The following is a 22,663-nucleotide window of genomic DNA, read 5'->3' on the forward strand; positions in this document are numbered from 1 at the left end:
TGAAATTAACGATTTAAAATTACTCTTTACCATATTAAAAATTTGATCTAATTTGTGTTTTTAACATTTCTATTTTTACTGTAATTATAGTTTAGGTTCAAGCCATAAAAATCCCATCGCAAAAATGAAAAAAACGTAGAACCACAGCGGGTTTATCGCTTGTTTACTCTGGCCTTGCAAATCCATGTTTTTTCGTTTGCTAACATAGGTTTTATTTGCATGTATGGTCTGTCTGGCAAACATAGCATGCCATTTAACAGAATTGGTTACAAAAAGGTGCGCGACCTGTGTAGAATCCTGCTGCATAACTAAGCTGTTCCATCCGGTTTTTTGAGGATACATCGTACCACGCCATAAACTGCTTACATCTACATCTTGCCGCAACGCAATATCATAACCATTACGTATGTACACGCGTGGCTCACTTATTTTAGTGCGTAGTCTAAAATTAAAAGGCTGGTTTTGTACCCCAAAATAGGATACTTCCCATTCTGTGGAAGACTGCTTTTTTTTACCAACAGCTGTTATCGTCTCACTCCACAACTTTTTATATTGCTCTTCGTGGCCTTCTAAAACCAATTGATATGTATTACTCAAAACCGTCGTTGCAATTCTGCCTAATCCATGTTGTTTATATGCCGAAATAATCTCATTTCCAGATTTCTGTATTGGCTCAAGGCCAAATTGACTCGTGATCTGAAAAGGATATTTGTTCATCGTTAACCGCTTTGCCAGATCAAGATTCACTATCTCATTGCCATCGTGACCAAAAGCAAAATCTGAAAAATCGCCCTGAAACCGGTAAAAATCGGTGTCTGGCTGTATAAAAACGCCCAGTCCCTGCCCAGTTATTGCTTCCTCTAAACCTGATTTTTGACTTTTAGGAAGGCTTTTTAGCGAATTTGCATCAATAATAAGCAGATCAAAATCTTCAAGATTCTTTTCGCTTAAAGCACTTATATTTTTGCTTGCGGTATTGTAATTCTCAAAAACGAATTTACCTTTTGTAACCTGGCTTCTTACGGTGACTTCATTTTGAGCTTCCGCTAAAAAGTTCTTTAAATATTTAGTCTCAAAAGTGGGAAAACCATTTACAATTAAAATTCTTAGTTTTTCCTTTTCATTCACCTGCACAGGAAGTGGATCTGTGGTTTGCACTTTTCCTAAAGAATCCTTTTCTACAATTGAATAGAGAAAGTTCCCTTTCGCCTTGAGCTGACTTTTTAATCGTAAAATTTGAGAATCACCCTGTATTAAATTAACCGAATCTAAATCTGCCCCGCCCGGGCCCTGAAGTATAATTTTATTACCATTTCCCGGCTGCTCATAAAATGCGTTCACAATCAGCTCATCGCCTACTCTATTTTGCTGTTTGTACTGAAGCTTTGTTATTCCATTTAGATTTTTACCTCCTAAATAATTGGCAGAAACAGAATCTAGTTGCCAAAGATCAAAAGGTTTCAGTCCGTTACCCAAAACATACATCGTGCTCAAAGAATCGAGCGCATTGTGTAATGATTTACCCGCAGTGTAATTTAAGATCGCAGCTCTTTTATGCAGTTTTTTGAGGCTGTCTAAGGTTTTGGGTTTGTAATTCTCAGTAAGGATAATTCCCGTCCCCAACTGTGCAATTTGTGTGGTTTGTGGCTTTAAAGCGATCAATGCCAAAGAAATTATAGCCAGAAAAATAGCGGTGATTTTAAGCCAAAATCGGTTGTTTTGAGGCGATTTTCGTTCTTTCCATATAAAAATCAGCAACAGCAAAACCGCCCCGCCCAAGACCGGCCAGAGATATGATGTATTTGCAAAAGACAAATTCTTAATCATTTTGCTGAAGTTCTTTTAGCATTAATTGATCGAGTTCGTCATATTTTGCAGACGTTTTAACCGGCTCTGCACTTTCTTTAGGCAGCGCGATTATGAGTCCTTTTTGAACGATTTTTAGTGTTTTAAGAGTGGTTTTTTCTAGTTCTGCCAGCCATTTCAGGTTTTGCAACGTAGTGAGATATTCTCCCGGATTTTCTATTGCCAGGGTTGATAATTCAGTTCCTGCTTTCGCGAAAAGCTCCTGATCTGCTTTTGTTACTTGTTTATCACTATTCAGTATTTGTTCTATGCGCAAGATCGATTTCCGCATAAATTGAAAATTATCCTGCTCATCATTCTCATCACTTTTTTTAAAACTAACCACTTCATCTAAAGTGCCGGTAAGGCGTTTATCTTCTTTTATAGGCGGTGGATCAAAACCAATGCGGTGCACATAAATGCGCGCGCTGTTTTTTATCTGCTCCAGAAGATCGAGTGCGCGATATTGATAAGGCAACGACTTTTGAGGATCGTACATACGCAAATGCAATTCTGCATCCCACATTTCATTTAAAGCCTGTCGCAGTTTGCTCTGTATAGATTGCGTGAATTTAGGCGCGTCTCCCTCGGGTTCTTCAGATTTTTCTACCAGATTATTCTCATTACTGCTGTCATGATTGTGCTTGTAACCTTCTAGCGGGTCATCGGTTTCTACTGTTTCTTCGTCATGATGAACCTCCTCTTCTGCCGTTCCTCCTTCGTTTTCATCACCTGTAAATTGGCCGTATTTTAAACGCAATGCTTTTTGATCAAAACCAAGATCATTACTGCGCGAGTTAAACTCATCAACAGCAATTTTAGATTTGTCTTTAATAAGTTTTTCGGTATCAATTATTATTTGTCGCTGACTGCGAAAATAAACCGGCATCAAGTCTACACCCAGCGTGCCTTCTACTCCCTCGTCATATGTCACCGTATCGCGAATGACTGCAAAAAAGGTTTCGCTACGCGAAATATTAGGTTGTGGTTGTTTAAAATCGGTCGCCTGAACGTAAAAATAGAGCTCGTCACCGGGTTCCATTTTTAGGTCATTTAAGTCGATTTTCTTGCTTAAAAGGAGGTTTTTACTTCCACTTTTCACTTGATTATCAAAAGTCAATTTTTCTTCTCTAAACTTAACAGACTCCCCGGTGCCTTTGCTTACCGTTGCAATAATTGAAGCATCTGCAATCCCAAAGTCGTCACTAATCTGAGTTGTAAATGAAAAATGTTTTGGTTCGTCATAATTGAAAGCTGTGTATTGTTCTAAATCTGCAATCTCAATAATGGGCTCCTGATCCTGCAAAACTTCTATCGAGTAGAGTTCTGAAACGTAACTTTTCCCGTGAAGATCTGTGAACCTGAAGTTGTAAAAACCTGAGCTATTGAGCACGGAAGAATATCGATAGGCTTCCTCTTTTAATTGCATTGAATAGCTTTTACCACCGTTCTCGTAAAAAACACTATCAACCTCAGCATCAAAGTTTATTTGCCAGTATAAACGCGAACCATCAAGAGCTTTCACATCCATTTTTGAGGTTGAAAAAGCAGGTTTTTTCGTGTAAACGGGATAAGAAATTGTGACTTTTTGACTTTCTAAAATCGGCGGATTTACTTTGCTTTTTGTTGAATCAACAGCTTTAAAAACGACCTTTTCACTTTTTTCAATATGATTATTATCAGGATCAAAAGAAACAGAAATCCCAAACTGATAGCACAACAATGAGAAAATGAGGAAAATGCCAGCTACAATCGCAGCTCGCCCTAAACTATGGTCGGGTTGCAATTGCTTGATCTTTGCAGGCAACTGTTGTGAAACGCGATGCCGCTGTAACTGCGCTAAAGGCGATAAAACCGTTTCATGGGCAATCAATAAGCTACTGCTGTACTCAACAGAATTTATGTGATCATCTATGTAACTGCTCACATGTGGCAGATTAATCTTCCAGGGTTGCAGGATTATAAATGCTATAACTGTAATTATTATAAAAACGGAAACTGCTATAAAAAGACTATGAAAAAGCACAAAAACAAGAATTGCCGGACCTAAGCCATAAAGCAGACTTTCTGCGCTGAGCATCATTTGCCAGCGTTTTTTAAACCTGATCAATATGTCTTTTCCCGTCTGGCTCATTGTTTTCGGTATTTTGCCAGAATGCGTTCTGCTATTAATAAAATAAAAAGGAGCAACCACAGCCAGGGCGAAAAATCGATTAGGTTTGCTGTATTTTTGTTCGCTTTCGCGGAAGCTTTAACCGGAGAAAGTGCGCCGTGCGCCACTACTCGTTTATCCAGTTTTGAGATCGTTTTTTCCAGATCCGGATGCAGATTGAGAAAAGGAAGCAATTGCTCAGCCAAATGTTTATCGATAACATTTTCAGCGTTTAGGTTCTGGGTGAGGTGAAATTCATTAGAAACCAAAGTGGCTTCAATTAATGAATTAGTAAGACTATCCGGTTTATAGATCAACCGATTATTACCGCCAGAAACCGGTTTTTTGCTCAGCCAGACCAGGTTTTCGGCTCCTGCCAGATTGAGACTATCTACATTCTGAGTTATGTCTAGATTAATGGGGCGATCTAAATAATTACCAATCGCATTAAAAGCAGCAGCCATATATTTCATCTGGTCGCTCAATTCATCATCGTAAAAAATGGTTACATCAACAGTTTTAAGCGTATCTAAACGAACACGTTGTTCTACGTTATTCTGAGTAAAAATTAGGCTGTCGCCGGAAATAGAAACTCGGTTTTCATTTACAGGAATAGTTTCTTTGTCAAAAGCCAGACTTTTGCTATTTGCCTTGAGATACACTAACTGAATGTTGTACTCCTTGCTCTTAGCTTCTATGAGCTTATCGGTTTCTGCTTCGTCTTCTATGGTGATCCAGTTGATGTTTGAAGCGATTGTAGGACGCATACCTTTTATTCCGTTTAAATACGCATTTGTAAAAATCCCGATACTGTCTGCCGGAAAATCTTCTAAATCTGCAGCTAATTGCCAATAATTAGGAATGGAAGTTTTGTAATTTTCGCCTTGAGCATGTTTAGGGAAATCTTTTGTAAAAACATGCACAGAACCTTCTGGCAATGTGTCAAGAACATGGGTTAGCTTTTCATTTTTCAATAAACCAGATTCAACAAAATAACTGATTGATGTATTTTCAGTTTTTCCCTTTACAAATGGCTGGGCAAGAATAATGACAAGGGTTGCAATCGCAAGTACGCGAAGCAATAGCAATAGCAATTCATTGATCTTAATATTGCTGCTCTGGCTTGAATCTGATTCTGAAAATAACTCAATGCTTCCCACTTGAATGGTTTTGCCTTCCTTTCTACTCCACAAATGAATAGCTATAGGAATTGCGAGACCAAGTAGCGCCCAGAGATATGAGGGATTGAGTAGCGTCATACTAGAGTAAACGACTTCGGTTTTTTAAAAACACCTGTAATGCTTCGCCCAGAGGTTGATCAATATTGAATAGTTCATACCCGATATTTGAGGCTAAAAGGCTGTTTTTTATACTTTCTAAGCGGATTTTCAGGTTGTTTAAATAGGTTTCTTTTGCATTTTTAGTGTCAACTTTTATTGTTGCTCCTGTTTCCAGATCTTCAAATGTCACCGCCCCTGAATAATTAAATCGCAGTTCATTTGTTCCCATCACATGCAAAACCATAACCTCATTGCGTGCAGTCTTTAATGACTTTATTGTTTTTGTGAGTTCGTCATTATGTTCATACATATCAGTCACAAAAAAGATGAGTTCTTTGTGACTTCTATCATGTAGTTTTTTAGCATCTCTGGGATCCTGCGGCCATTTGCCAACATTGGTAATTGTTATCAATTCATGTAAAAACCGGTTATAATGCTGCTTCTGGATTGTAGGATATAAACTGTGCAAATGCTTGTCATTTAGAGCGAAAAGCCCCACAGCATCGCCTTGTTCTTTTGCCAGATATGCCAATGAAGCAATCAGAATACGCACATAATCCATTTTTGAAAGTGCTCCTTCTTTGTGCAGCATTGATTTGCTGGAGTCAAGAATAAATTTTACCGCCACGTGCGTCTCAACCTCAGCTTGTTTTATATTATATCTGCCTGAGCGTGCAAGCATTTTCCAGTCTAAAAGTCTTAGATCGTCGCCCGGCTCATAACCGCGGTACTGACTAAATTCCATACCAGAACCTATGCGTCTACTATTGTGCAGCCCGGAAATGTGACCTTCTACAGTCATTTTCGCTATAAGCGCTAAACCGGAAACAGTATTGATAATTTCAGGTTTGAATAATTGGCGGTAGTCCTGCTTCACTAGAATTTATTTAGCAGTGGTGAGTGATTTTATGAGTTCGTGCGTTACTTTATCTGCTGTAATCCCTTCGGCTTCTGCTCTAAAGTTTACGATAATCCTGTGGCGCAAAACAGGTAAAGCAACCGTTTTAATGTCTGCAAGCGTTACCGCCAACCTGCCCTGCGATAATGCTCTGGCTTTTGCAGTAAGAATAAGCGCCTGCCCCGCTCTGGGTCCTGCTCCCCAACTCACCCATTCTTTCACATAAGAATTTGTTGTGGTCTCTGGCCTCGTTGCGCGTACTATTTTGCTAACTAAAGTGATCAGGTCATCACTTATGGGAACTTCTCTAACCAATTCTTGCAGCCTTAAGATCTCCTCGCCAGTTATTACCGGCTTGATCACAGCTTTTTTACCACCTGTTGTACTTTTTAAAATGCTGGTTTCTTCTAATTCTGTGGGATAACCTATTTTAATGTAGAACAGAAAACGATCCTGCTGCGCTTCCGGTAACGGAAAAGTTCCTGATTGCTCAATCGGGTTTTGAGTAGCCAAAATAAAAAACGGGCGATCTAGCGAGTAAGTCTTTCCTGAATAGGTGACTTCAAATTCCTGCATCGCTTCTAACAATGCTGCCTGGGTTTTAGGCGGCGTACGATTTATTTCATCTGCAAGAATAATATTGGCAAAAATGGGTCCTTTATTAAATTCGAAAAACTTCTTGCCCGTAGTATGATCTTCTTCAAGAATTTCGGTACCAATTATATCTGAAGGCATTAGATCTGGCGTAAACTGAATCCTTTTAAAGTTTAAATGAATTGCCTGCGCCATTGTGCGTATCATAAGGGTTTTGGCAAGACCGGGAACTCCTTCAAGCAAAGCATGACCACCCGCAAGAAAAGTTATGAGCAGTTGCTCTACAGTCTCTTCCTGACCTATAATAACCTTTCCGATTTCAGCCTTTAAATCGGCGATTTTACCTGTTAAAAGACTGATTTCCTGATCTAGGGTTGCTAAATTTTCATTCATATGCTATTTATTTATGATGTAAGGGCGTACATCACGATGTTGACACCAAAGCGGGTGTTATCTATTTTGTACCAGCGTTTATTTCTAAAATCGTAATCCCACTCGCAACCATAATCTTTATTGCTGTATAAAACGCCTATGCGACCGTTGATCTCAATAGCTTTTAAATATTCATGAACGAGATCGTCGCCCCAACCGTTCAACTCCTGCGACGTTGTGGGCGGGCCATCTTCAAATTCAAAAAAGACATTGTAGAGGTCGTGATCGTTCGGGATTTTTTTTAGTTCGCCAACTCCAAAAATCTCTTCCATCTGCCGCTCAAATGATTTAGCAAATAGACCGTCTATATCGTGGTTGCAGTCATCTGCGAAAACAAAGCCGCCATTTCTTATATATTTCTCAAAATTCTCCTTTTCCTTTTTAGTAAACTGCACCAGCTTGTGTCCCGAGATATAACAAAACGGGCATTTAAAAATATCATCACTACTAAGGGTTACGATATTTTCCTGTTTATCTACAGCCAGTGTAGTGTATTCTACCAGAGAATTCAAAAGATTTGATGGCATGCGCTGATCAACATCCCAATCTCCTGATTCATATTGTAAGCGTGTAAAAAAGAATTCGTTATTCAAGATAAAATGTATTGATCACCCATTTTTTTTGATTAAAAAATCGGCAATTTTCATTAAAAAACTGGCTGAAATAAATCGAAAACCACTGAAAGTATTAATAGAATATTGATAAAAAATCTATTAATTCTGTTTGTAAGCTCTAAGACCTTAATGCAGCTAAGCGGTTAGATCAACCAGTTTCAAAATTCTATTTTACTATACAGCATCAGATAAGCTAGTGAATGTAAAGTCTCTCACTTTCATGTATGGAATAAGATTTCCATTAACACGAACCTGCTCACCCAAAGTTTCCAGATTGTTGAGCATGATGATAGGACTCTCATTAAATCTGAAATTCTTAACCGGATATTTTAATTTTCCGTTCTCTATATAGAAAGTTCCATCACGAGTAAGACCTGTAAACAGTAATGTTTGCGGATCTACAGAGCGAATGTACCAGAAACGGGTAACCAGGATTCCTTTTTTAGTGTCTTTAATAAGATCTTCTAGCGAGGCGCTGCCACCTTCCATAATAAAATTACGAGGTGACGGGACAGCTTCTACACCTTGTTTTTCTGCCCAATAGCGGCTATAACCTAAATTTTTAACTACGCCATTTTCTATCCACTTCATCTTTTTAAGCGGTATCCCTTCCCCGTTCCATGTTGAAGTAGGAACATCTGGATGCAACGGATCTGACCAAATATTTACGCGCTCATCAACGATTTTGTCGCCCAGTTTTGTACCGCCATCTTTAGACATAAAACTACGCCCCTCATCTGCAGTACGCGCATCAAAGGCTCTTGCCATATTACCTAATAATTGTGCAGACGCAGCCGGCTCAAGAATTACTGTATAACGCCCCGGTTCTATAGCTTTTGCTTCTTTAGAAAGTAACGCTTTCTCAATTGCTGTGTTTGCCGCTTCTGCCGGATCAAATTTTGTGATATCATTAAAATCACGAGTTACCCATCCAGAACCTGTACCATCGTTAGTACGCATGGTAACTGTAAAATCTACATCTGTTGATTTATTGTAAGCGAAAAGTCCGTTAGAATTTAACATTGCGCTAAAACCTGCAGAATCATCAAGAAAACCTGCTGCCGTAACATCTTTTTGCTCTGCAGGCTCGATACTTTTAAGTGCTACTTCAGCTCTAAATTCTGGTGTTACATTTGCTGTAGCTTCAACAAAAGTTATAGCCTCATCATATTCCTGCGCTTCCAGCGGAGCCATAAACTCTGGGTTTTCCGGCGAAAGCTGAGCTAATTCTTCTGCTCTTTTAACCACTTTCTCGAGTGAAGCATCGTCAAATTCATCTACTGTAGCGGTACCAGATTTTTTTCCGAAACTGGATTGCACAACCAGCGATTGATTAGAACGATGACCGGCGGTAGAAACCGTATTACGCGCATAGCGTATGTTACCACTCTCATTACCACTCATATTTATTACACAGGCATCTGCGCTGGAAAAGCTTAACGCTTTTTCCATAATTTGCCTGGCTTCTTCTTTAGTATATATTGCCATTTTGAATTGTATATTTTATGAAATAAGAATTAAACGTTGCGACCTGTGTTGATTACATTTACATCATTAAAACGTGAAGTTGAGCACCCGTGTGAAACGGCGCTTACCTGAGAAGGCTGTCCTTTACCGTCAAAGAAAGAGCCAAACATCCTGTAATCATTCTTATCGCAGATCTTAGCACAAGAATTCCAGAATTCCTGCGTGTTAGATTGATAAGCAACATCGTTAAGCATGCCTACTATCTCACCATTTTTGATCTCATAAAAAACAGTACCGCCAAACTGGAAGTTATAACGTTGTTGATCTATAGAATAAGATCCTCTGCCGGCAATGTAAATTCCCTTCTCAACATCTTTAATCATGTCGTTTACAGAATATTCTTCTTTACCGGGTTCTAAAGACACATTTGGCATACGCTGAAACTGCACGTCATTCCAACTTTGGGCATAACAGCAACCGTTAGATTCAGTTTCGCCAAGCATATGAACCTGATCGCGAATGGCTTCATAGTTAACTAAAACACCATTGCGTATAAGATCCCATTTTTTCGTTTTAACGCCTTCATCGTCATAACCTACCGCTCCCAGAGAGCCCGGTTGTGTTTTATCTGCAACAATATTTACAAGGTCACTACCGTATTTAAAGTCACCAGATTTCCATTTATCTAAGGTGGCAAAACTCGTACCCGCATAATTAGCTTCATAACCTAACACGCGATCAAGTTCTAATGGGTGACCTACAGACTCGTGAATAGTTAACCCTAAATGATTAGGCTCAAGAACCATATCGTATTTACCTGGCTGTACAGATTTTGCAGTAAGCATTTCTTTGGCCTGCTTAGCCGCAATAGTCGCATCTTCTACAATATCGTAGCTATGTTTGTACAGTTTTAGTCCGCCAGGGCCATCAAGTTTTTCAGATTCAAGACCGTCCATATACTCATAACCCATCCCCATAGGAGCGCTTAACGCGTCGCGGGTCTTAAATTTACCTGCAGCCCTGTCTACAGCTGTAACGCTGAAAGTAGGCCAGATACGATGCACATCCTGATCTATATAAGAACCTTCTGTTGAGGCGAAATATTTTTGCTCATTAACCATAAACAAAGCCGAATTGACAAAATTGGCTCCATTCTCCATTGCTGCAGCGTTAGCACTTAGCAATAGGTCTACTTTTTCTGAAACGGGAACTTCTCTAAAATCCTTTTTCAGCGGCGTCTTCCAGGAGACCTCACCGTAAGCTTCTACAGGAGCAAGCTGTACGGGATCTCTCTGTATTTTTGAATTTGCCTTAGCAATTGCTACAGCCTGTGCGGTAGCTTTTTTAATACCTTCTTCTGTAACATCGTTTGTAGAAGCAAAGCCCCAAGTCCCGTTTGCGATCACACGTATACCAGTGCCAAAAGATTCAGTATTTACAACGTTTTGCACTTTATCTTCTCGTGTGAACAGATATTGATTAAGGTATCTCCCTATACGAGCATCTGCATAAGACGCACCCAGAGATTTAGCAGTATTTAATGCAATATCTGCCATTTTCTTTTTGAGAGCGATATCCATACCGGGATCCAGAAGTGCCTCTACAGGGATAGAATTTCCCATTACAGAGGCGGGTAAAAAGAGAGCACCGGCTCCCAAACCGGTAAGTTGAACGAAATTTCTTCTTTTCATGAAGTTCTTGTTTGGTGGTTTATTTGTTACTAGTCTATAGCCTTTATTCTATCTAAGACTATTAAAAACATTAAGAGTTTAATACGTAATCTAATTTTTATTAGAATTAATTCACGCTTAAACGGTTTAATCACTCATAATTCTCAGCATATCAGTAATTATCTTAAATATTTCTGAAAATACTAAATTCTCTAATTATAACTCTTCAAATTGTTTTAGTTATTTACGCAATCGTTATAAAAATGCGCTCTGGCAACATGTATCAAATATTTTTAAATGTTTTCGATACATTTTATCTATTTTAAAAATGATTTTTTTACTTTCATAGTTCAATTAAGACACTATCCTGAATTTTATTTTGCATAAGACTAATCACTCTACAATAAGTTATTTCGACTATATCGTTTTAGATAATCACGCAAGTTTAAAAATATGCACAGAAGAGAAGCAATAAAAAGCCTGGCACTTGCCTCTATTGCAGCAATGGTAATGACCCGTTGCGATCTAGGTGAAGAAGAGGTTACAGATTTCCTTTCAAAAGGGAAACTCAATTTAGACGATAAGCATAAAGACTATCTGGCTCAAATTAGTGAGACGTTTTTACCACTACAGAGTAAAGTTGATAAAATTACTCCGCCAGAAGATTTTATCATGACTATGGTAAATGACTGCTCAAGTGAGGAAGATATTGCAAAGTTTGCACGAGGTTTTAATGATTATAAAAATCTGATGAACGAAAGCAAGCTGGAGATAGAAACTGAAAAACCTGAAGCGGTTATAAATGTAGTTCAGGGAGTTTTAGATAAACAAGAGCCTGAAGAGTCACAAGAAAATCTTATTTATTTCATCAACACAGTGAGAGGGCAATCCCTGCGTAATTTAACTACATCAGCATTTTATATGCAGGGGTATATGGATTATGAACTAATACCTTCAGAATATATAGCTTGTTACGATATTTCAACAATAAAAGCATGAACAAGACAAATTTTGATGCCATTATAATAGGCGCCGGTATGAGTGGCGGCTGGGTGGCAAAAGAACTCTGTGAGCAGGGTTTAAAAACATTACTGCTAGAGCGAGGCCGCAATGTTACACATATAAAGGATTATCCTACCACAAACATGCAGCCATGGGAATTTAAGCACAGAGGCGAAATGCCCTATGAGGTGCAGGAAGAAAATCCTATTGTCTCGCGCTGCTATGCCTTTAAAGAAGACAACGCGCACTTTATGGTAAAAGATAAAGAGCATCCTTATGTGCAGGATAAGCCTTTTGACTGGATACGTGGTTATCAAGTGGGTGGTAAATCTTTACTTTGGGCACGCCAAACGCAACGCTGGAGTGATTACGATTTTGAAGGACCTGCACGAGATGGTTTTGCAGTAGACTGGCCCATACGTCATAATGATCTGGCTGAATGGTATAGCAAGGTTGAAATATTTGCCGGTATAACCGGAAATAAAGATGGTCTGGACAATTTACCTGATGGCGAATTCCTGCCGGCGTGGGACCTTAATTGTGTTCAGGATTACTTTAAAGATTTTGTCAATACTAATTATGATGACAGAAAAGTGATATTTGGGCGTTGTGCACACCTTTCTGAAGCTAAAGATATTCATCATCAACAGGGCCGTTCTCAATGTATGAAAAGAACAGAATGTGAGCGTGGTTGCCCGTTTGGTGGTTATTATAGTTCAGTTTCATCTACTATACCATGGGCGCAGAAAACCGGGAATCTTACACTACAACCAGATTCTGTTGTTCAATCTGTTCTTTATGATGAAGAAAGTGGTAAAGCTTCTGGTGTGCGTGTTATTGATGCACACACCAAAGAAGTAACAGATTATAACGCAAAAATTATTTTCTTAAACGCCGGCTCTGTAAACACGGTAAGTGTTTTGCTTAATTCAAAATCAGATCGTTTTCCTAATGGTTTAGGTAATGACAGCGGAGTTTTAGGGAAGTATGTAGCTTTTCACAATTATCGCGGTAAGATAAATGCAGTTCATAACGGTCATAAAGATCAGGCTATGAAAGGCAGAATACCTACAACCGCCTACATGCCTCGTTTTCAAAATGTGTATAAACAGGAAACCGACTTCTTAAGAGGATATGCTGCCACTTTTTATGCAGGCAGATCGCGTAACCCTGAAATAGGTTCAGAACTTGGTGAGCCACTTACCCATCAATTGCTTGATGAAAAACCAGATTATGGCCCCTGGTATGTGGGAGCAGGTTTTATGGGCGCTACCATCCCTAAAGAATCAAGTTACATCAAGCTTGACGAGACAGAAACAGATGAATGGGGAATGCCACTTATTCATTTCTCTGTAGATTATGACGACAATGACGAGAAAATGCTCGCTCACTTCTTTAAGACATTTACAGAAATGTTTGAAAAAGCAGGTTTCGAAAACATTCAAACGCATGATACAAAGCAAGCTCCAGGTCTCGATATTCACGAAATGGGCGGTGCGCGTATGGGTAAAGACCCCAATACTTCTATAGTTAATGAATGGAATCAAATGCATCACTGTAAAAATGTATTTATAACAGACGGTGCATGTATGACCTCAACCTCAACACAAAACCCTTCTCTTACCTATATGGCACTTTCTGCCAGGGCAGCAAATTATGCTGCAGAAGCTTTGAGAAAAGGAGAAATATAAATTAAACTAATATAGCTTTCTGCGAAAAACCGCCTATTTGGGCGGTTTTTCGTATATAAATGACCGATTTTTAATTTGGCTTAAAGCCAAATTATCTATTATTAGCTTTTCTTCAATTAAAAATTGCTAATGGTATTCTCCTATCAGTAAGCAGCAATTTTCTGCTTACTGTCTTTAAAAAATCGGTGAAATACGGTTAAAAATCGGTACTTCTGCGGCAATAATCGGTTACCAGTCAAAAATTTAACTATTAAAATATCGACAAAATACATGTTAATTCGATTTAAAACACTTATTTTGTACCAAATTGTAGGAATACTCCATTAACACGTTAAGAAAAGTCAAAATAAAAACGTGTTTATGTTTTAGACCTCAGCCCAATTTAAACCTACTTAAAAACATGTCTAAAGTGTTTGTCTTACAAGATGAATATTGCAATCTGCTTTCTAAAGATCAGGAGATTTTTTTCTGGCTTAATGAAGATGTTTTAAATGGCACATGGTATTATAATTTTGATTCAGCTGATTTTTGGGTAAGCAACTCATTTTGGAAAACATTGCAGCTTCCCATTCCTTCAGATCAGGTGAAAGAGCATATACGATCTTATTTTAAGGGCGACCTTAAACAAGATATCTGCGAAGTGCTTGATGCGCATGCCGCTAAATCGCATATAGACTTCAATACCACTTTACTTTTTACAAACGCAGATAATAAGGAAATTACCTTTAAAGTAAGTGGGAAGCTTATTTATAATGATGCAACTGCGCAAAGTGCTATATTAAAATTCACTTTAGATAAAGAAACAGATACTAATCGTGATCTCGAGAAATTAGAAAGATACAATGATATCTTTCACGAGACTAATGAGATAGCGCGCGTAGGCGGCTGGGAGATAGATCTAATTAAAGGCCAACTTATCTGGACTAAAGTAACAAGAGACATTCATGAAGTAAGTGAAGACTATGTACCTCAACTTGATCAGGGTCTGCAATTTTACAAAGAAGGCTGGAGCCGCGACAGGATAACAACCTTGTTTAATGCGGCTGTAGAAAAGAATCTCCCTTTTGATGAAGAACTAAAACTTGTTACGGCAAAAGGTAATGAGATCTGGGTACGTGCTTTAGGCAAGCCAGAGTTTAAAAATGGAGAATGTGTACGGGTTTATGGAGCTTTTCAGGATATTGATGCACAAAAAAAGTATGAGATAGAACTTCGTACCACTAAAGACAGGTTTAAAAAGATATTTACTAATTCGTCAATAGGTATTTTATTAGTTAATACAGACAACAAACTGTTGATGGCTAATTCGGCCAGTTTAAAGATATTCGGTTTTAAAGAAAGAGACAGAGAAAAGGTTCTCAAACTAACTTTTAGAGATGTTATTCATCCCGAAGATCTGCCTCAGGCCGCTCTCTACAGGCAACAATTGCTTACCGGTGAAATTACAAGCTACAAACTCGAGAGTAGATTTAAAAAAGTTACCGGTGAGATCATTTGGTGTACAGTTAATACCTCAATCATATACGGTCATTCTAAGGAAGATGATCTTATAATAACCCAGTTTGAAGACATTACGAGCCGCAAAGAACTAGAAAGCAAATCACTTGAGAATTCTAAAAAGTTCATGAACGCTTTTGAATATTCTCCTAATGGGATGGGCGTTGTAACCCCAGATGGAAAGTGGCTCATGGTTAATCAAAACCTGTCTAAAATGATAGGTTATAGCAAGGATGAATTGCTAGAATTAAATTTTAAAGACATTACTCATCCTGAAGATCTCAATAACGATATTGAGTTTCTCAAAGAGATAATTTCTAAAGAAAGAGAATCTTACAGCATAGAAAAGCGCTACATCCATAAAAATGGAAATATAATTCATGGTTTTTTAACGGTTTCTGCTCTTGCAGATGAACACGGCAGACCTACTTCCTTAATAGGCCAGGTGGTCGATATGACTAAGAGCAAAAAAGCTCAACGCGCTTTAGAGCACAGCCTTAATGACCTGCAAAGTCTCATGAATGCCACAACCCAGGTTTCAATTATAGAAACAGATCTAAAAGGTAATGTGCGCAAATTTAACCGCGGTGCAGAAAATTTATTAGGTTACACGGCAGAAGAGGCTATAGGTTCATTACATGTAAGTAAACTTCACGATGTGACTGAAGTGAAAGCAAGAAGTGAAGAATTATCGCTTGAATATGACAAAAAAGTGTCTGGTTTTGATGTTTTTACCAGCAAAGCCAAAAAAGGCAATTTTGAATCAAGAGAATGGACCTTTATAAGAAAAGACGGATCTAGATTTCCGGTTCAGCTTGTTGTAACATCAATAAGCAATCACAAGGGTAAAATTACAGGCTATTTAGGAGTAGCGACAGATATTACGCAGCTCAAAAAAATGGAAGCTTCTCTTGTAAGCGCTAAATTAAAAGCAGAATCTGCAAGCAAGTCAAAATCTGAATTTCTGGCAAATATGAGCCACGAGATTAGAACTCCCCTCAATGGAGTAATTGGTTTTACAGATCTTTTGATGAAAACTGACTTAACCCCAAGTCAGGAAAAATATATGCAGACCGTCAATAACTCTGCTAATACGCTTTTAGATCTTTTAAATGATATCCTCGATTTCTCAAAAATAGAAGCCGGTAAACTTGAAATAAACGAAGAGAAGATCGACCTGCAGGATCTTTGTAGTCAAACTATAGATATAATAAGACATCAGGCACATGCAAAAGGTCTTGAAGTCCTTCTAAATATTCCAGTACAAAATAATCGTTTCATATATGCCGACTCGGTACGTCTTAGACAGATATTGACGAACCTGCTTGGCAATGCTGTAAAATTTACAGAAAAAGGCGAGGTAGAACTCAACATACAAACAATAGCCTGTGATATTGAGAATGCAGAAATGGTATATCGCTTTTCTATTCGTGATACAGGTATTGGCATTGCACCTCACAACCTGAAGAAAATATTTCATGCCTTTGATCAGGAAGATGGCTCTACCACTCGTAAATACGGCGGGACAGGTCTGGGAGTTACCATTAGCAACAAGCTGCTTGAGCTTATGGGAAGTAAACTAGAGGTAGAAAGTACAATGGGCGAAGGAAGCGTCTTTTCTTTCGAAGTAAAATTCAGGTCAGAAACTCCTAAGAGTACAGCCTCATCTATTAAAAAAAATATTAAAAATGTGCTTGTTGTAGATGATAACGAAAACAACAGGATAATCTTACAAGAAATGCTGGCAGGAGATAAAATTAAATCTACGCTTATAAATAACGGTATCGAGGCTTTAGATATGCTTGGTAAAGATCAAGAATATGATCTTGCGATTATAGATTACCATATGCCTTATTTAAATGGTATAGATCTAATTAAACATATGAGGGAAAAACTAAATATCGCGAGCGAAGACCTTCCTATAATGCTGCTTCACAGTTCTGGAGACGATGAGAAAGTGGTACAAGCATGCAAAGAACTTGATGTGCATTACAATACCGTAAAACCTATACAAATCAATAAACTATATGAGATGATTAATAATCTCGAAAGTAAAAACAATAGTAGTGAAAACGGAATAGGTGTCTTACCAGAAGTTGATCTGTCTGCTTTAACCTACACTATTTTAGTAGCTGAAGATAATCCTGTAAACAAGTTTCTTACAAAAACGATCATTAATAAAATACTTCCGCTTGCCAATATTATTGATGCAGATGATGGTAGCGAAGCAGTAGAAGTTTATAAAAGCACACCTATAGACTTAATTCTTATGGATGTGCAAATGCCGGTATTAAGCGGTTTTGAAGCAAGCCAGGAAATTAGAGCTATTGAGAAAAAAGGTGATCGTATACCTATTATTGCTTTAACAGCACGCACACTTATAGGAGAGAGAGAGCGCTGTATGTCATACGGTATGGATGACTATATAACAAAGCCTGTTGTCTTAGAGACCTTGCAACAAGTAATTATTGAACATCTTGTAATGAATACTCAAGAAAAATCTGCTCTAAACTCATGAAAATCGGTTTAAAACATACAAAAAACCCTCTTAAAATCGCTTTTATTGAAAGCGATGAGCAGCATAAAACTGATTTTCTTGATCTGTCCAGAATTAATGGTTGGGCAGTTACTACATACAGTCATACAATAGAATTAATACAGAATATAAAATTAGATCAGCCAGATGCGATAGTTATAGAAGAAGATGCATCTCCTTTAAATGCTTATCAAACTTATGAGTATCTAACTATCGAAGTAAAATTAGAGGTGCCTATTCTGGTTTCTTTTAAAAGTGAGGATAAAAAAGAGCGGTATAAGCAAAACAATTTGTACTTTATTGAAAAGAAATTTACACATAAAGTTGTAGAACAGATCAATGAATTATTTATTCCCACAGAAACTGGTACTCATAAGAAGTACTCATTAGATTATTTAAATGCAATTTCTGATGGTAATTTAGAATTTGTAGCAGAATCCCTGCAAATATTCACCAGCTCTGTAGAGCGAAAATTAGCAGAGATCGATCAATTATTGGCTACAGCAGATTATAAAACAATTGGTGAAATAGCTCATAATATAAAGCCGTCTTTTGAGATGATAGAAAGCGAGACAGGTAAAAATATATGCAACCTCCTTGTTTATGAATCAGAGGCTAATGACGTTCCTCAATTGGTAGAAAATTTAAAAAATGAATTTGCTGCTCTACAAAAGGAAATCTCCAGAGATTTTCCCAAACTGATTGAAACATGAAGAAGATTTTAGTAATTGAAGACAACCCTATGGTTGTTAAATCATTAGAATTTAAACTTAAAAAAGATGGGTATGAAGTGATTATAGCAGAAGACGGTCGAGATGCCATGAGCAAATTATCAAGCGATAAGTTTGATCTTATTCTTACAGATCTTATGCTACCGTTTATATCAGGAAATCAACTTATAGAATTTATTAAAGAAAAATCGCCAGATATCCCGATAATCGTTCTTTCTACCTCAACTCAAGAAGATATTATTACAGATGCATTTAATATGGGAGTAGATGATTTTATTACTAAACCATTTAGCCCTAACGAACTTTCCTTACGTGTAAAGCGCACGCTAGGTAAAAGATAAAAGATAGATTAAAGCTTATTGACCCCAAGTCAACGTAAACAATTACAACATGAACTTCTACCATAGATTCTTTGATGAATGGCCATGGCTATTACGAGTTAATTTCGTGTTTAGCATGTTCTTTTTGACAACAGCAATTCTGTTAGTGAGCTTCATTTTGTTTCTGCGCATCAATAAGAACAGGAAGTCAAAAAGAAAAGCAGAACTTGAAAATGCTTTATTAGATTTTATAAATCAGTATTTATTTGATGAAGATTTTGACAAATCAGGAGAAGTAATAAAATTTAAATCTGCTTACCTAAAGACCAAATTTGACCTTAAGATCACTATAAAACAAATATTAATTTTTGACGAGAATCTTAAAGGAGAATCTTCGGCACTTATTAAAGAACTTTTCTTAGATCTGGGTCTTTTCGATTTCGTTCTTAACGACCTAAAAACGGGCAACTGGCATCAAAAAGCGAGAGCCCTGTTTGTTTTTTCTCAACTCTCAATAGCAATACCCAATCATTTTATAGAACCCTTGCTTAACGCATCAAGAGATGAATTGCGACAACAAGCTTTGCTTTATTCTTTAAAATTAGCAGCTAATAATCCGCTGTATTTTTTAGGGAAAATTAAAAAGCCGCTCACGATGTGGCAGCAGATCTATATAGAAAATGGCCTTAAATATTCATATCAGGGTACGATGCCAGATTTTTCGGTTTGGCTAGACCACAGTTTAGACAGCGTTGTTATTTTTTGTATCAAGATGATAGCCGAGTATAATCAGTTTGAGAATATTCCTCTTCTGATGCCTTTTCTTAAAAACCCTAACGAAGAAGTGCGTCTAGAAACTATTAAAAGTCTTTGTAAAATGGAACATGGGGAGCTATTAACCCACATAACCACCTCCTTCAGCGCAGAAACTCAGCTTATCAAAAAAGAAATGCTTGAGACAATACAAAGCATAGGTTCTTATGATAATCTGGAAGCACTAATCCCTGCAATGAGTAAAGCAAAGTGGAATATTAAGATTGAGTTTCACAAGGCTTCATGTCATTTTAAACCTGAATTAAAATATACAGTCTTTAGCAAAAAAGTAGGTGGTATTGAAGAAGCTCCCACTACTCCAACAATCGCTCACGGTTTTTAAGTAAAACAAAAAGATATAACCATGGATATTAATTTTTACCATATTACAGAAATTGCCAGTTGGGTTTTTCTTGCCTATGGATTGATTATATGTTCTGGTTATGTATTCTCTGCCATATTTTCCCTCATCGAATTAAGAGATTATAAAAGGCGACACAATTTTCAGGATGAGATCGCATTGTTGCAGTCTTCTAATCTGCCTATGATCTCTGTCTTGGCGCCGGCTTATAATGAAGAAGCTAATGTTATTGAGAATGTGCGCTCGCTGCTAACTTTAAACTATCCTTCATACGAGATCGTCATAATAAACGATGGTAGTAAAGACAACACATTGCAGCGACTTATTGATACTTTTGATCTCGTTCCTGATGAACTTCTATATCCCAATTACATACCTACTAAAGAAGTTAGGAATATCTATGTATCAAAAAACAAAGCTTATAAAAGCATCAAGGTTATAGACAAAGAAAACGGCGGGAAGGCAGATGCTTTAAACACCGGGATAAATATTTGCAGCCATGAGATGATCTGCTGTATAGATGTAGACTGTATTTTAGAAAGAGACGCTTTACTTAAACTTATAAAACCGTTTCTCAATAACGAGAAAAAGGTAATCGCTTCCGGCGGAATTATACGTGTTGCTAACTCATGCATAATAGAAGATGGCAGAATTATAGAAGTAAAACTGCCTAACACTTTTCTCGCCAGAGCGCAGATTCTAGAATATTTCAGAGCTTTTTTAATGGGTAGAATGGCGTGGTCACGCGTTGATGGTCTTTTACTTATCTCAGGAGCCTTTGGCATGTTTGATAAAAAAACGGTTATAGAAGCCGGCGGTTACAATCCCAATACTGTAGGAGAAGATATGGAGTTGCTCGTGCGCATGCGTCGCATGATGCGCGAGAAAAATATTGATTACACCGTAGGCTTTGTACCAGACCCTTTGTGCTGGACAGAAGTACCACAATCCTGGAATATCTTACAAAGGCAACGCAACCGCTGGACACGAGGAACAGTAGAGACACTCTGGGCTCACAGAAAAATGATCTTTAATCCTAAGTATAAAATACTTGGGTTATTAAGTACGCCGTACTGGCTGTTTTTTGAGTGGTTAGCACCGATAATTGAGTTCGTAGGACTGATTTTTTTCGTCTTCCTTTTAATATTCGGGCAGGTTGACTGGGTTGTTTTCTCCATATTTTTTACGGTCGTTTATAGTTTTGCTATCCTATTTTCGGTAACGGCATTGTTTTTTGAAGAATTTTCTTTTCAGCAGTATACGAAGCCGGCTTACATGTTTCAGCTTATTAGAACAGCTCTTTTAGAGCCTCTTCTCTATCATCCCTTTGTGATGTGGGCAGCAATTATGGGAAATATCGATCTTATTCGCGGCAAAAAATCATGGGGACAAATGGTGCGTACCGGCTTAACAAATCCCGAAAAGAAAGTTGCTTAAAAGAAAACCTGACTTAATTTTGAATAAATCTATTACCCAATGACACTTACAATACTCAAGCGCAGACAAATACGATCATCAGCGCTTGTAATTTTCGGCATTCTTATTTTTACGACTTTTTCTTCTGCCTACGCACAAGATAATCTGGGCACAGATGAGCTGTATACAAAGGCACGCAAAACCGCTTTTGATGATGACAATTATCCTGAAGCAATTAGACTTACTAAAATGGCACTGGCTAAAAGCCCAGACTATTTAGAAGTGAGCGTATTTCTGGGGAGGCTGTACACATTTACAGACAGTCTGCAGCAGGCGCGCATGATTTTTAATGAGGTTTTGCAAAAGGAAGCGGGTCATCAGGAAGCATCTTTGGCCTACGGAAATCTTGAGTATTGGAATGATAATTCGCCACGAGCTCTTGAAATCGTAAACAACGGAATCGCGATACATCCCAAAGCTGAAAATCTATTATTGCTTAAAGCGAAAATTTTAAAAGATCTGGAAGAATACACAGCCGCGAGTGAAACGATAAATAAGCTCCTAAAAATAAATCCTAAACTCACAGCGGCAAGAGAATTGAACCAAACAATTCAGGTTATGTCTGCTAAAAATACAATTAGCGCTGCTTACGATTATGTATATTTTGATAAACGTTTTGATGATGCCTGGCATCTGGGAAGTATAAGTTACGGCCGCCAGACAAAATTAGGTTCTGTAACGGCGCGCTTCAACTACGCAAATAGGTTTAAAACCGATGGAACTCAATTTGAGATCGATATGTATCCTCGTATTTCAGATTTGTTTTATACCTATGTAAGCGGCGGTATTTCTAATAAAGATGGCATTTTTCCACATTATCGGGCTGGTTTTTCGCTTTATGCTAATTTACCGGCAGCATTTGAGGCAGATGCAGGCTTCAGGATGCTCGCTTTTGATGATCAAACATGGATCTATACAATAGGTGTAGGTAAATATTATAAGAATTACTGGTTTAATCTGCGTACATATCTTACTCCGTCAGACAGTTCAGTTTCACAATCCTATTCTTTAAACATACGTTACTATTTAGGTGGTGCAGATGATTACATCAGTTTTAAAATAGGTACCGGTATCTCACCAGATGATAGTACAGATAATGTTTTGTACAGCTCTGCAAACACATACAAATTAAAATCACATAACGTTGCTTTAGGTTACAGCGCGATATTTAATGATACTAATGTTATCTCAGTTCAACTGTCGCTCGACAATCAGGAATATGCAAAAAGTACACGCGGCAATCAAATATCTTTTGGTTTAGGCTATTCTAAAAGATTCTAACAA

16 protein-coding genes are annotated in these 22,663 nt (G+C 37.8%); 8 read left to right on the top strand and 8 right to left on the bottom strand.

Features of this window, described 5'->3' with window-relative positions:
- Positions 1–84: 84 nt before the first annotated feature.
- The 8 genes from ACH3PA_RS01485 to ACH3PA_RS01520 form a co-directional block, all read right to left on the bottom strand.
- The gene (locus ACH3PA_RS01485; RefSeq protein WP_416441223.1) at positions 85–1,827 is read right to left on the bottom strand and encodes a hypothetical protein; all 1,743 of its coding nucleotides are present in this window, start codon (positions 1,825–1,827) and stop codon (positions 85–87) included.
- A complete protein-coding gene (locus ACH3PA_RS01490; RefSeq protein WP_416441221.1) occupies positions 1,820–3,979 on the bottom strand; it encodes a tryptophan-rich sensory protein in 2,160 nt (719 codons plus the stop codon). The genes ACH3PA_RS01485 and ACH3PA_RS01490 overlap by 8 nt, the downstream gene beginning before the upstream one ends.
- Positions 3,976–5,256 (bottom strand): BatA domain-containing protein, encoded by a 1,281-nt coding sequence (locus ACH3PA_RS01495; RefSeq protein ID WP_416441219.1) that lies wholly within the window; start codon positions 5,254–5,256, stop codon positions 3,976–3,978. The genes ACH3PA_RS01490 and ACH3PA_RS01495 overlap by 4 nt, the downstream gene beginning before the upstream one ends.
- A 1-nt stretch (position 5,257) precedes the next feature.
- On the bottom strand, positions 5,258–6,154 hold the full coding sequence (locus ACH3PA_RS01500; protein WP_416441217.1) for a DUF58 domain-containing protein: 897 nt from the start codon (positions 6,152–6,154) through the stop codon (positions 5,258–5,260).
- 6 nt (positions 6,155–6,160) lie between these two features.
- A complete protein-coding gene (locus ACH3PA_RS01505; RefSeq protein WP_416441215.1) occupies positions 6,161–7,162 on the bottom strand; it encodes an AAA family ATPase in 1,002 nt (333 codons plus the stop codon).
- An 11-nt stretch (positions 7,163–7,173) separates the two neighbouring features.
- Positions 7,174–7,794: a DUF4159 domain-containing protein gene (locus ACH3PA_RS01510; protein ID WP_416441213.1), complete on the bottom strand. Its 621-nt coding sequence runs from the start codon at positions 7,792–7,794 to the stop codon at positions 7,174–7,176.
- Positions 7,795–7,989: 195 nt separating this feature from the next.
- On the bottom strand, positions 7,990–9,303 hold the full coding sequence (locus tag ACH3PA_RS01515; RefSeq protein WP_416441211.1) for a TldD/PmbA family protein: 1,314 nt from the start codon (positions 9,301–9,303) through the stop codon (positions 7,990–7,992).
- Positions 9,304–9,332: 29 nt separating this feature from the next.
- The gene (locus tag ACH3PA_RS01520; protein WP_416441209.1) at positions 9,333–10,973 is read right to left on the bottom strand and encodes a TldD/PmbA family protein; all 1,641 of its coding nucleotides are present in this window, start codon (positions 10,971–10,973) and stop codon (positions 9,333–9,335) included.
- Between the two features lie 432 nt (positions 10,974–11,405).
- Between ACH3PA_RS01520 and ACH3PA_RS01525 the strand changes: the two genes are divergently transcribed.
- From ACH3PA_RS01525 to ACH3PA_RS01560, 8 genes are all read left to right on the top strand, one after another.
- A complete protein-coding gene (locus tag ACH3PA_RS01525) occupies positions 11,406–11,951 on the top strand; it encodes a hypothetical protein (protein WP_416441207.1) in 546 nt (181 codons plus the stop codon).
- Positions 11,948–13,645 (top strand): GMC oxidoreductase, encoded by a 1,698-nt coding sequence (locus tag ACH3PA_RS01530; RefSeq protein ID WP_416441205.1) that lies wholly within the window; start codon positions 11,948–11,950, stop codon positions 13,643–13,645. Before ACH3PA_RS01525 ends, ACH3PA_RS01530 begins: the two co-directional genes overlap by 4 nt.
- Positions 13,646–14,045: 400 nt before the next feature.
- On the top strand, positions 14,046–17,660 hold the full coding sequence (locus tag ACH3PA_RS01535; protein WP_416441203.1) for a PAS domain S-box protein: 3,615 nt from the start codon (positions 14,046–14,048) through the stop codon (positions 17,658–17,660).
- Entirely contained in the window at positions 17,657–18,391 is a 735-nt protein-coding gene (locus tag ACH3PA_RS01540) for an Hpt domain-containing protein (RefSeq protein ID WP_416441201.1), read from the top strand. Before ACH3PA_RS01535 ends, ACH3PA_RS01540 begins: the two co-directional genes overlap by 4 nt.
- Positions 18,388–18,750: a response regulator transcription factor gene (locus tag ACH3PA_RS01545; protein WP_416441199.1), complete on the top strand. Its 363-nt coding sequence runs from the start codon at positions 18,388–18,390 to the stop codon at positions 18,748–18,750. The genes ACH3PA_RS01540 and ACH3PA_RS01545 overlap by 4 nt, the downstream gene beginning before the upstream one ends.
- A gap of 49 nt (positions 18,751–18,799) precedes the next feature.
- Positions 18,800–19,885, top strand: a complete 1,086-nt coding sequence (locus ACH3PA_RS01550) for a HEAT repeat domain-containing protein (RefSeq protein WP_416441197.1) — start codon at positions 18,800–18,802, stop codon at positions 19,883–19,885.
- A 21-nt stretch (positions 19,886–19,906) separates the two neighbouring features.
- Positions 19,907–21,340 (top strand): glycosyltransferase family 2 protein, encoded by a 1,434-nt coding sequence (locus ACH3PA_RS01555; protein WP_416441195.1) that lies wholly within the window; start codon positions 19,907–19,909, stop codon positions 21,338–21,340.
- Positions 21,341–21,379: 39 nt separating this feature from the next.
- A complete protein-coding gene (locus ACH3PA_RS01560; RefSeq protein WP_416441193.1) occupies positions 21,380–22,660 on the top strand; it encodes a YaiO family outer membrane beta-barrel protein in 1,281 nt (426 codons plus the stop codon).
- Positions 22,661–22,663: the final 3 nt, after the last annotated feature.

Source organism: Leeuwenhoekiella sp. A2, from assembly GCF_047946655.1.
GTDB lineage: Bacteria > Bacteroidota > Bacteroidia > Flavobacteriales > Flavobacteriaceae > Leeuwenhoekiella.

Excerpts from the sequence above, each read along its gene's own strand:
- ACH3PA_RS01485 (WP_416441223.1), bottom strand. The coding sequence starts at position 1,827 with ATGATTAAGAATTTGTCTTTTGCAAATACATCATATCTCTGGCCGGTC.
- ACH3PA_RS01530 (WP_416441205.1), top strand. The coding sequence starts at position 11,948 with ATGAACAAGACAAATTTTGATGCCATTATAATAGGCGCCGGTATGAGT.
- ACH3PA_RS01505 (WP_416441215.1), bottom strand. The coding sequence starts at position 7,162 with ATGAATGAAAATTTAGCAACCCTAGATCAGGAAATCAGTCTTTTAACA.
- ACH3PA_RS01520 (WP_416441209.1), bottom strand. The coding sequence starts at position 10,973 with ATGAAAAGAAGAAATTTCGTTCAACTTACCGGTTTGGGAGCCGGTGCT.
- ACH3PA_RS01550 (WP_416441197.1), top strand. The coding sequence starts at position 18,800 with ATGAACTTCTACCATAGATTCTTTGATGAATGGCCATGGCTATTACGA.
- ACH3PA_RS01515 (WP_416441211.1), bottom strand. The coding sequence starts at position 9,303 with ATGGCAATATATACTAAAGAAGAAGCCAGGCAAATTATGGAAAAAGCG.
- ACH3PA_RS01525 (WP_416441207.1), top strand. The coding sequence starts at position 11,406 with ATGCACAGAAGAGAAGCAATAAAAAGCCTGGCACTTGCCTCTATTGCA.
- ACH3PA_RS01545 (WP_416441199.1), top strand. The coding sequence starts at position 18,388 with ATGAAGAAGATTTTAGTAATTGAAGACAACCCTATGGTTGTTAAATCA.
- ACH3PA_RS01490 (WP_416441221.1), bottom strand. The coding sequence starts at position 3,979 with ATGAGCCAGACGGGAAAAGACATATTGATCAGGTTTAAAAAACGCTGG.
- ACH3PA_RS01535 (WP_416441203.1), top strand. The coding sequence starts at position 14,046 with ATGTCTAAAGTGTTTGTCTTACAAGATGAATATTGCAATCTGCTTTCT.
- ACH3PA_RS01555 (WP_416441195.1), top strand. The coding sequence starts at position 19,907 with ATGGATATTAATTTTTACCATATTACAGAAATTGCCAGTTGGGTTTTT.
- ACH3PA_RS01560 (WP_416441193.1), top strand. The coding sequence starts at position 21,380 with ATGACACTTACAATACTCAAGCGCAGACAAATACGATCATCAGCGCTT.
- ACH3PA_RS01540 (WP_416441201.1), top strand. The coding sequence starts at position 17,657 with ATGAAAATCGGTTTAAAACATACAAAAAACCCTCTTAAAATCGCTTTT.
- ACH3PA_RS01495 (WP_416441219.1), bottom strand. The coding sequence starts at position 5,256 with ATGACGCTACTCAATCCCTCATATCTCTGGGCGCTACTTGGTCTCGCA.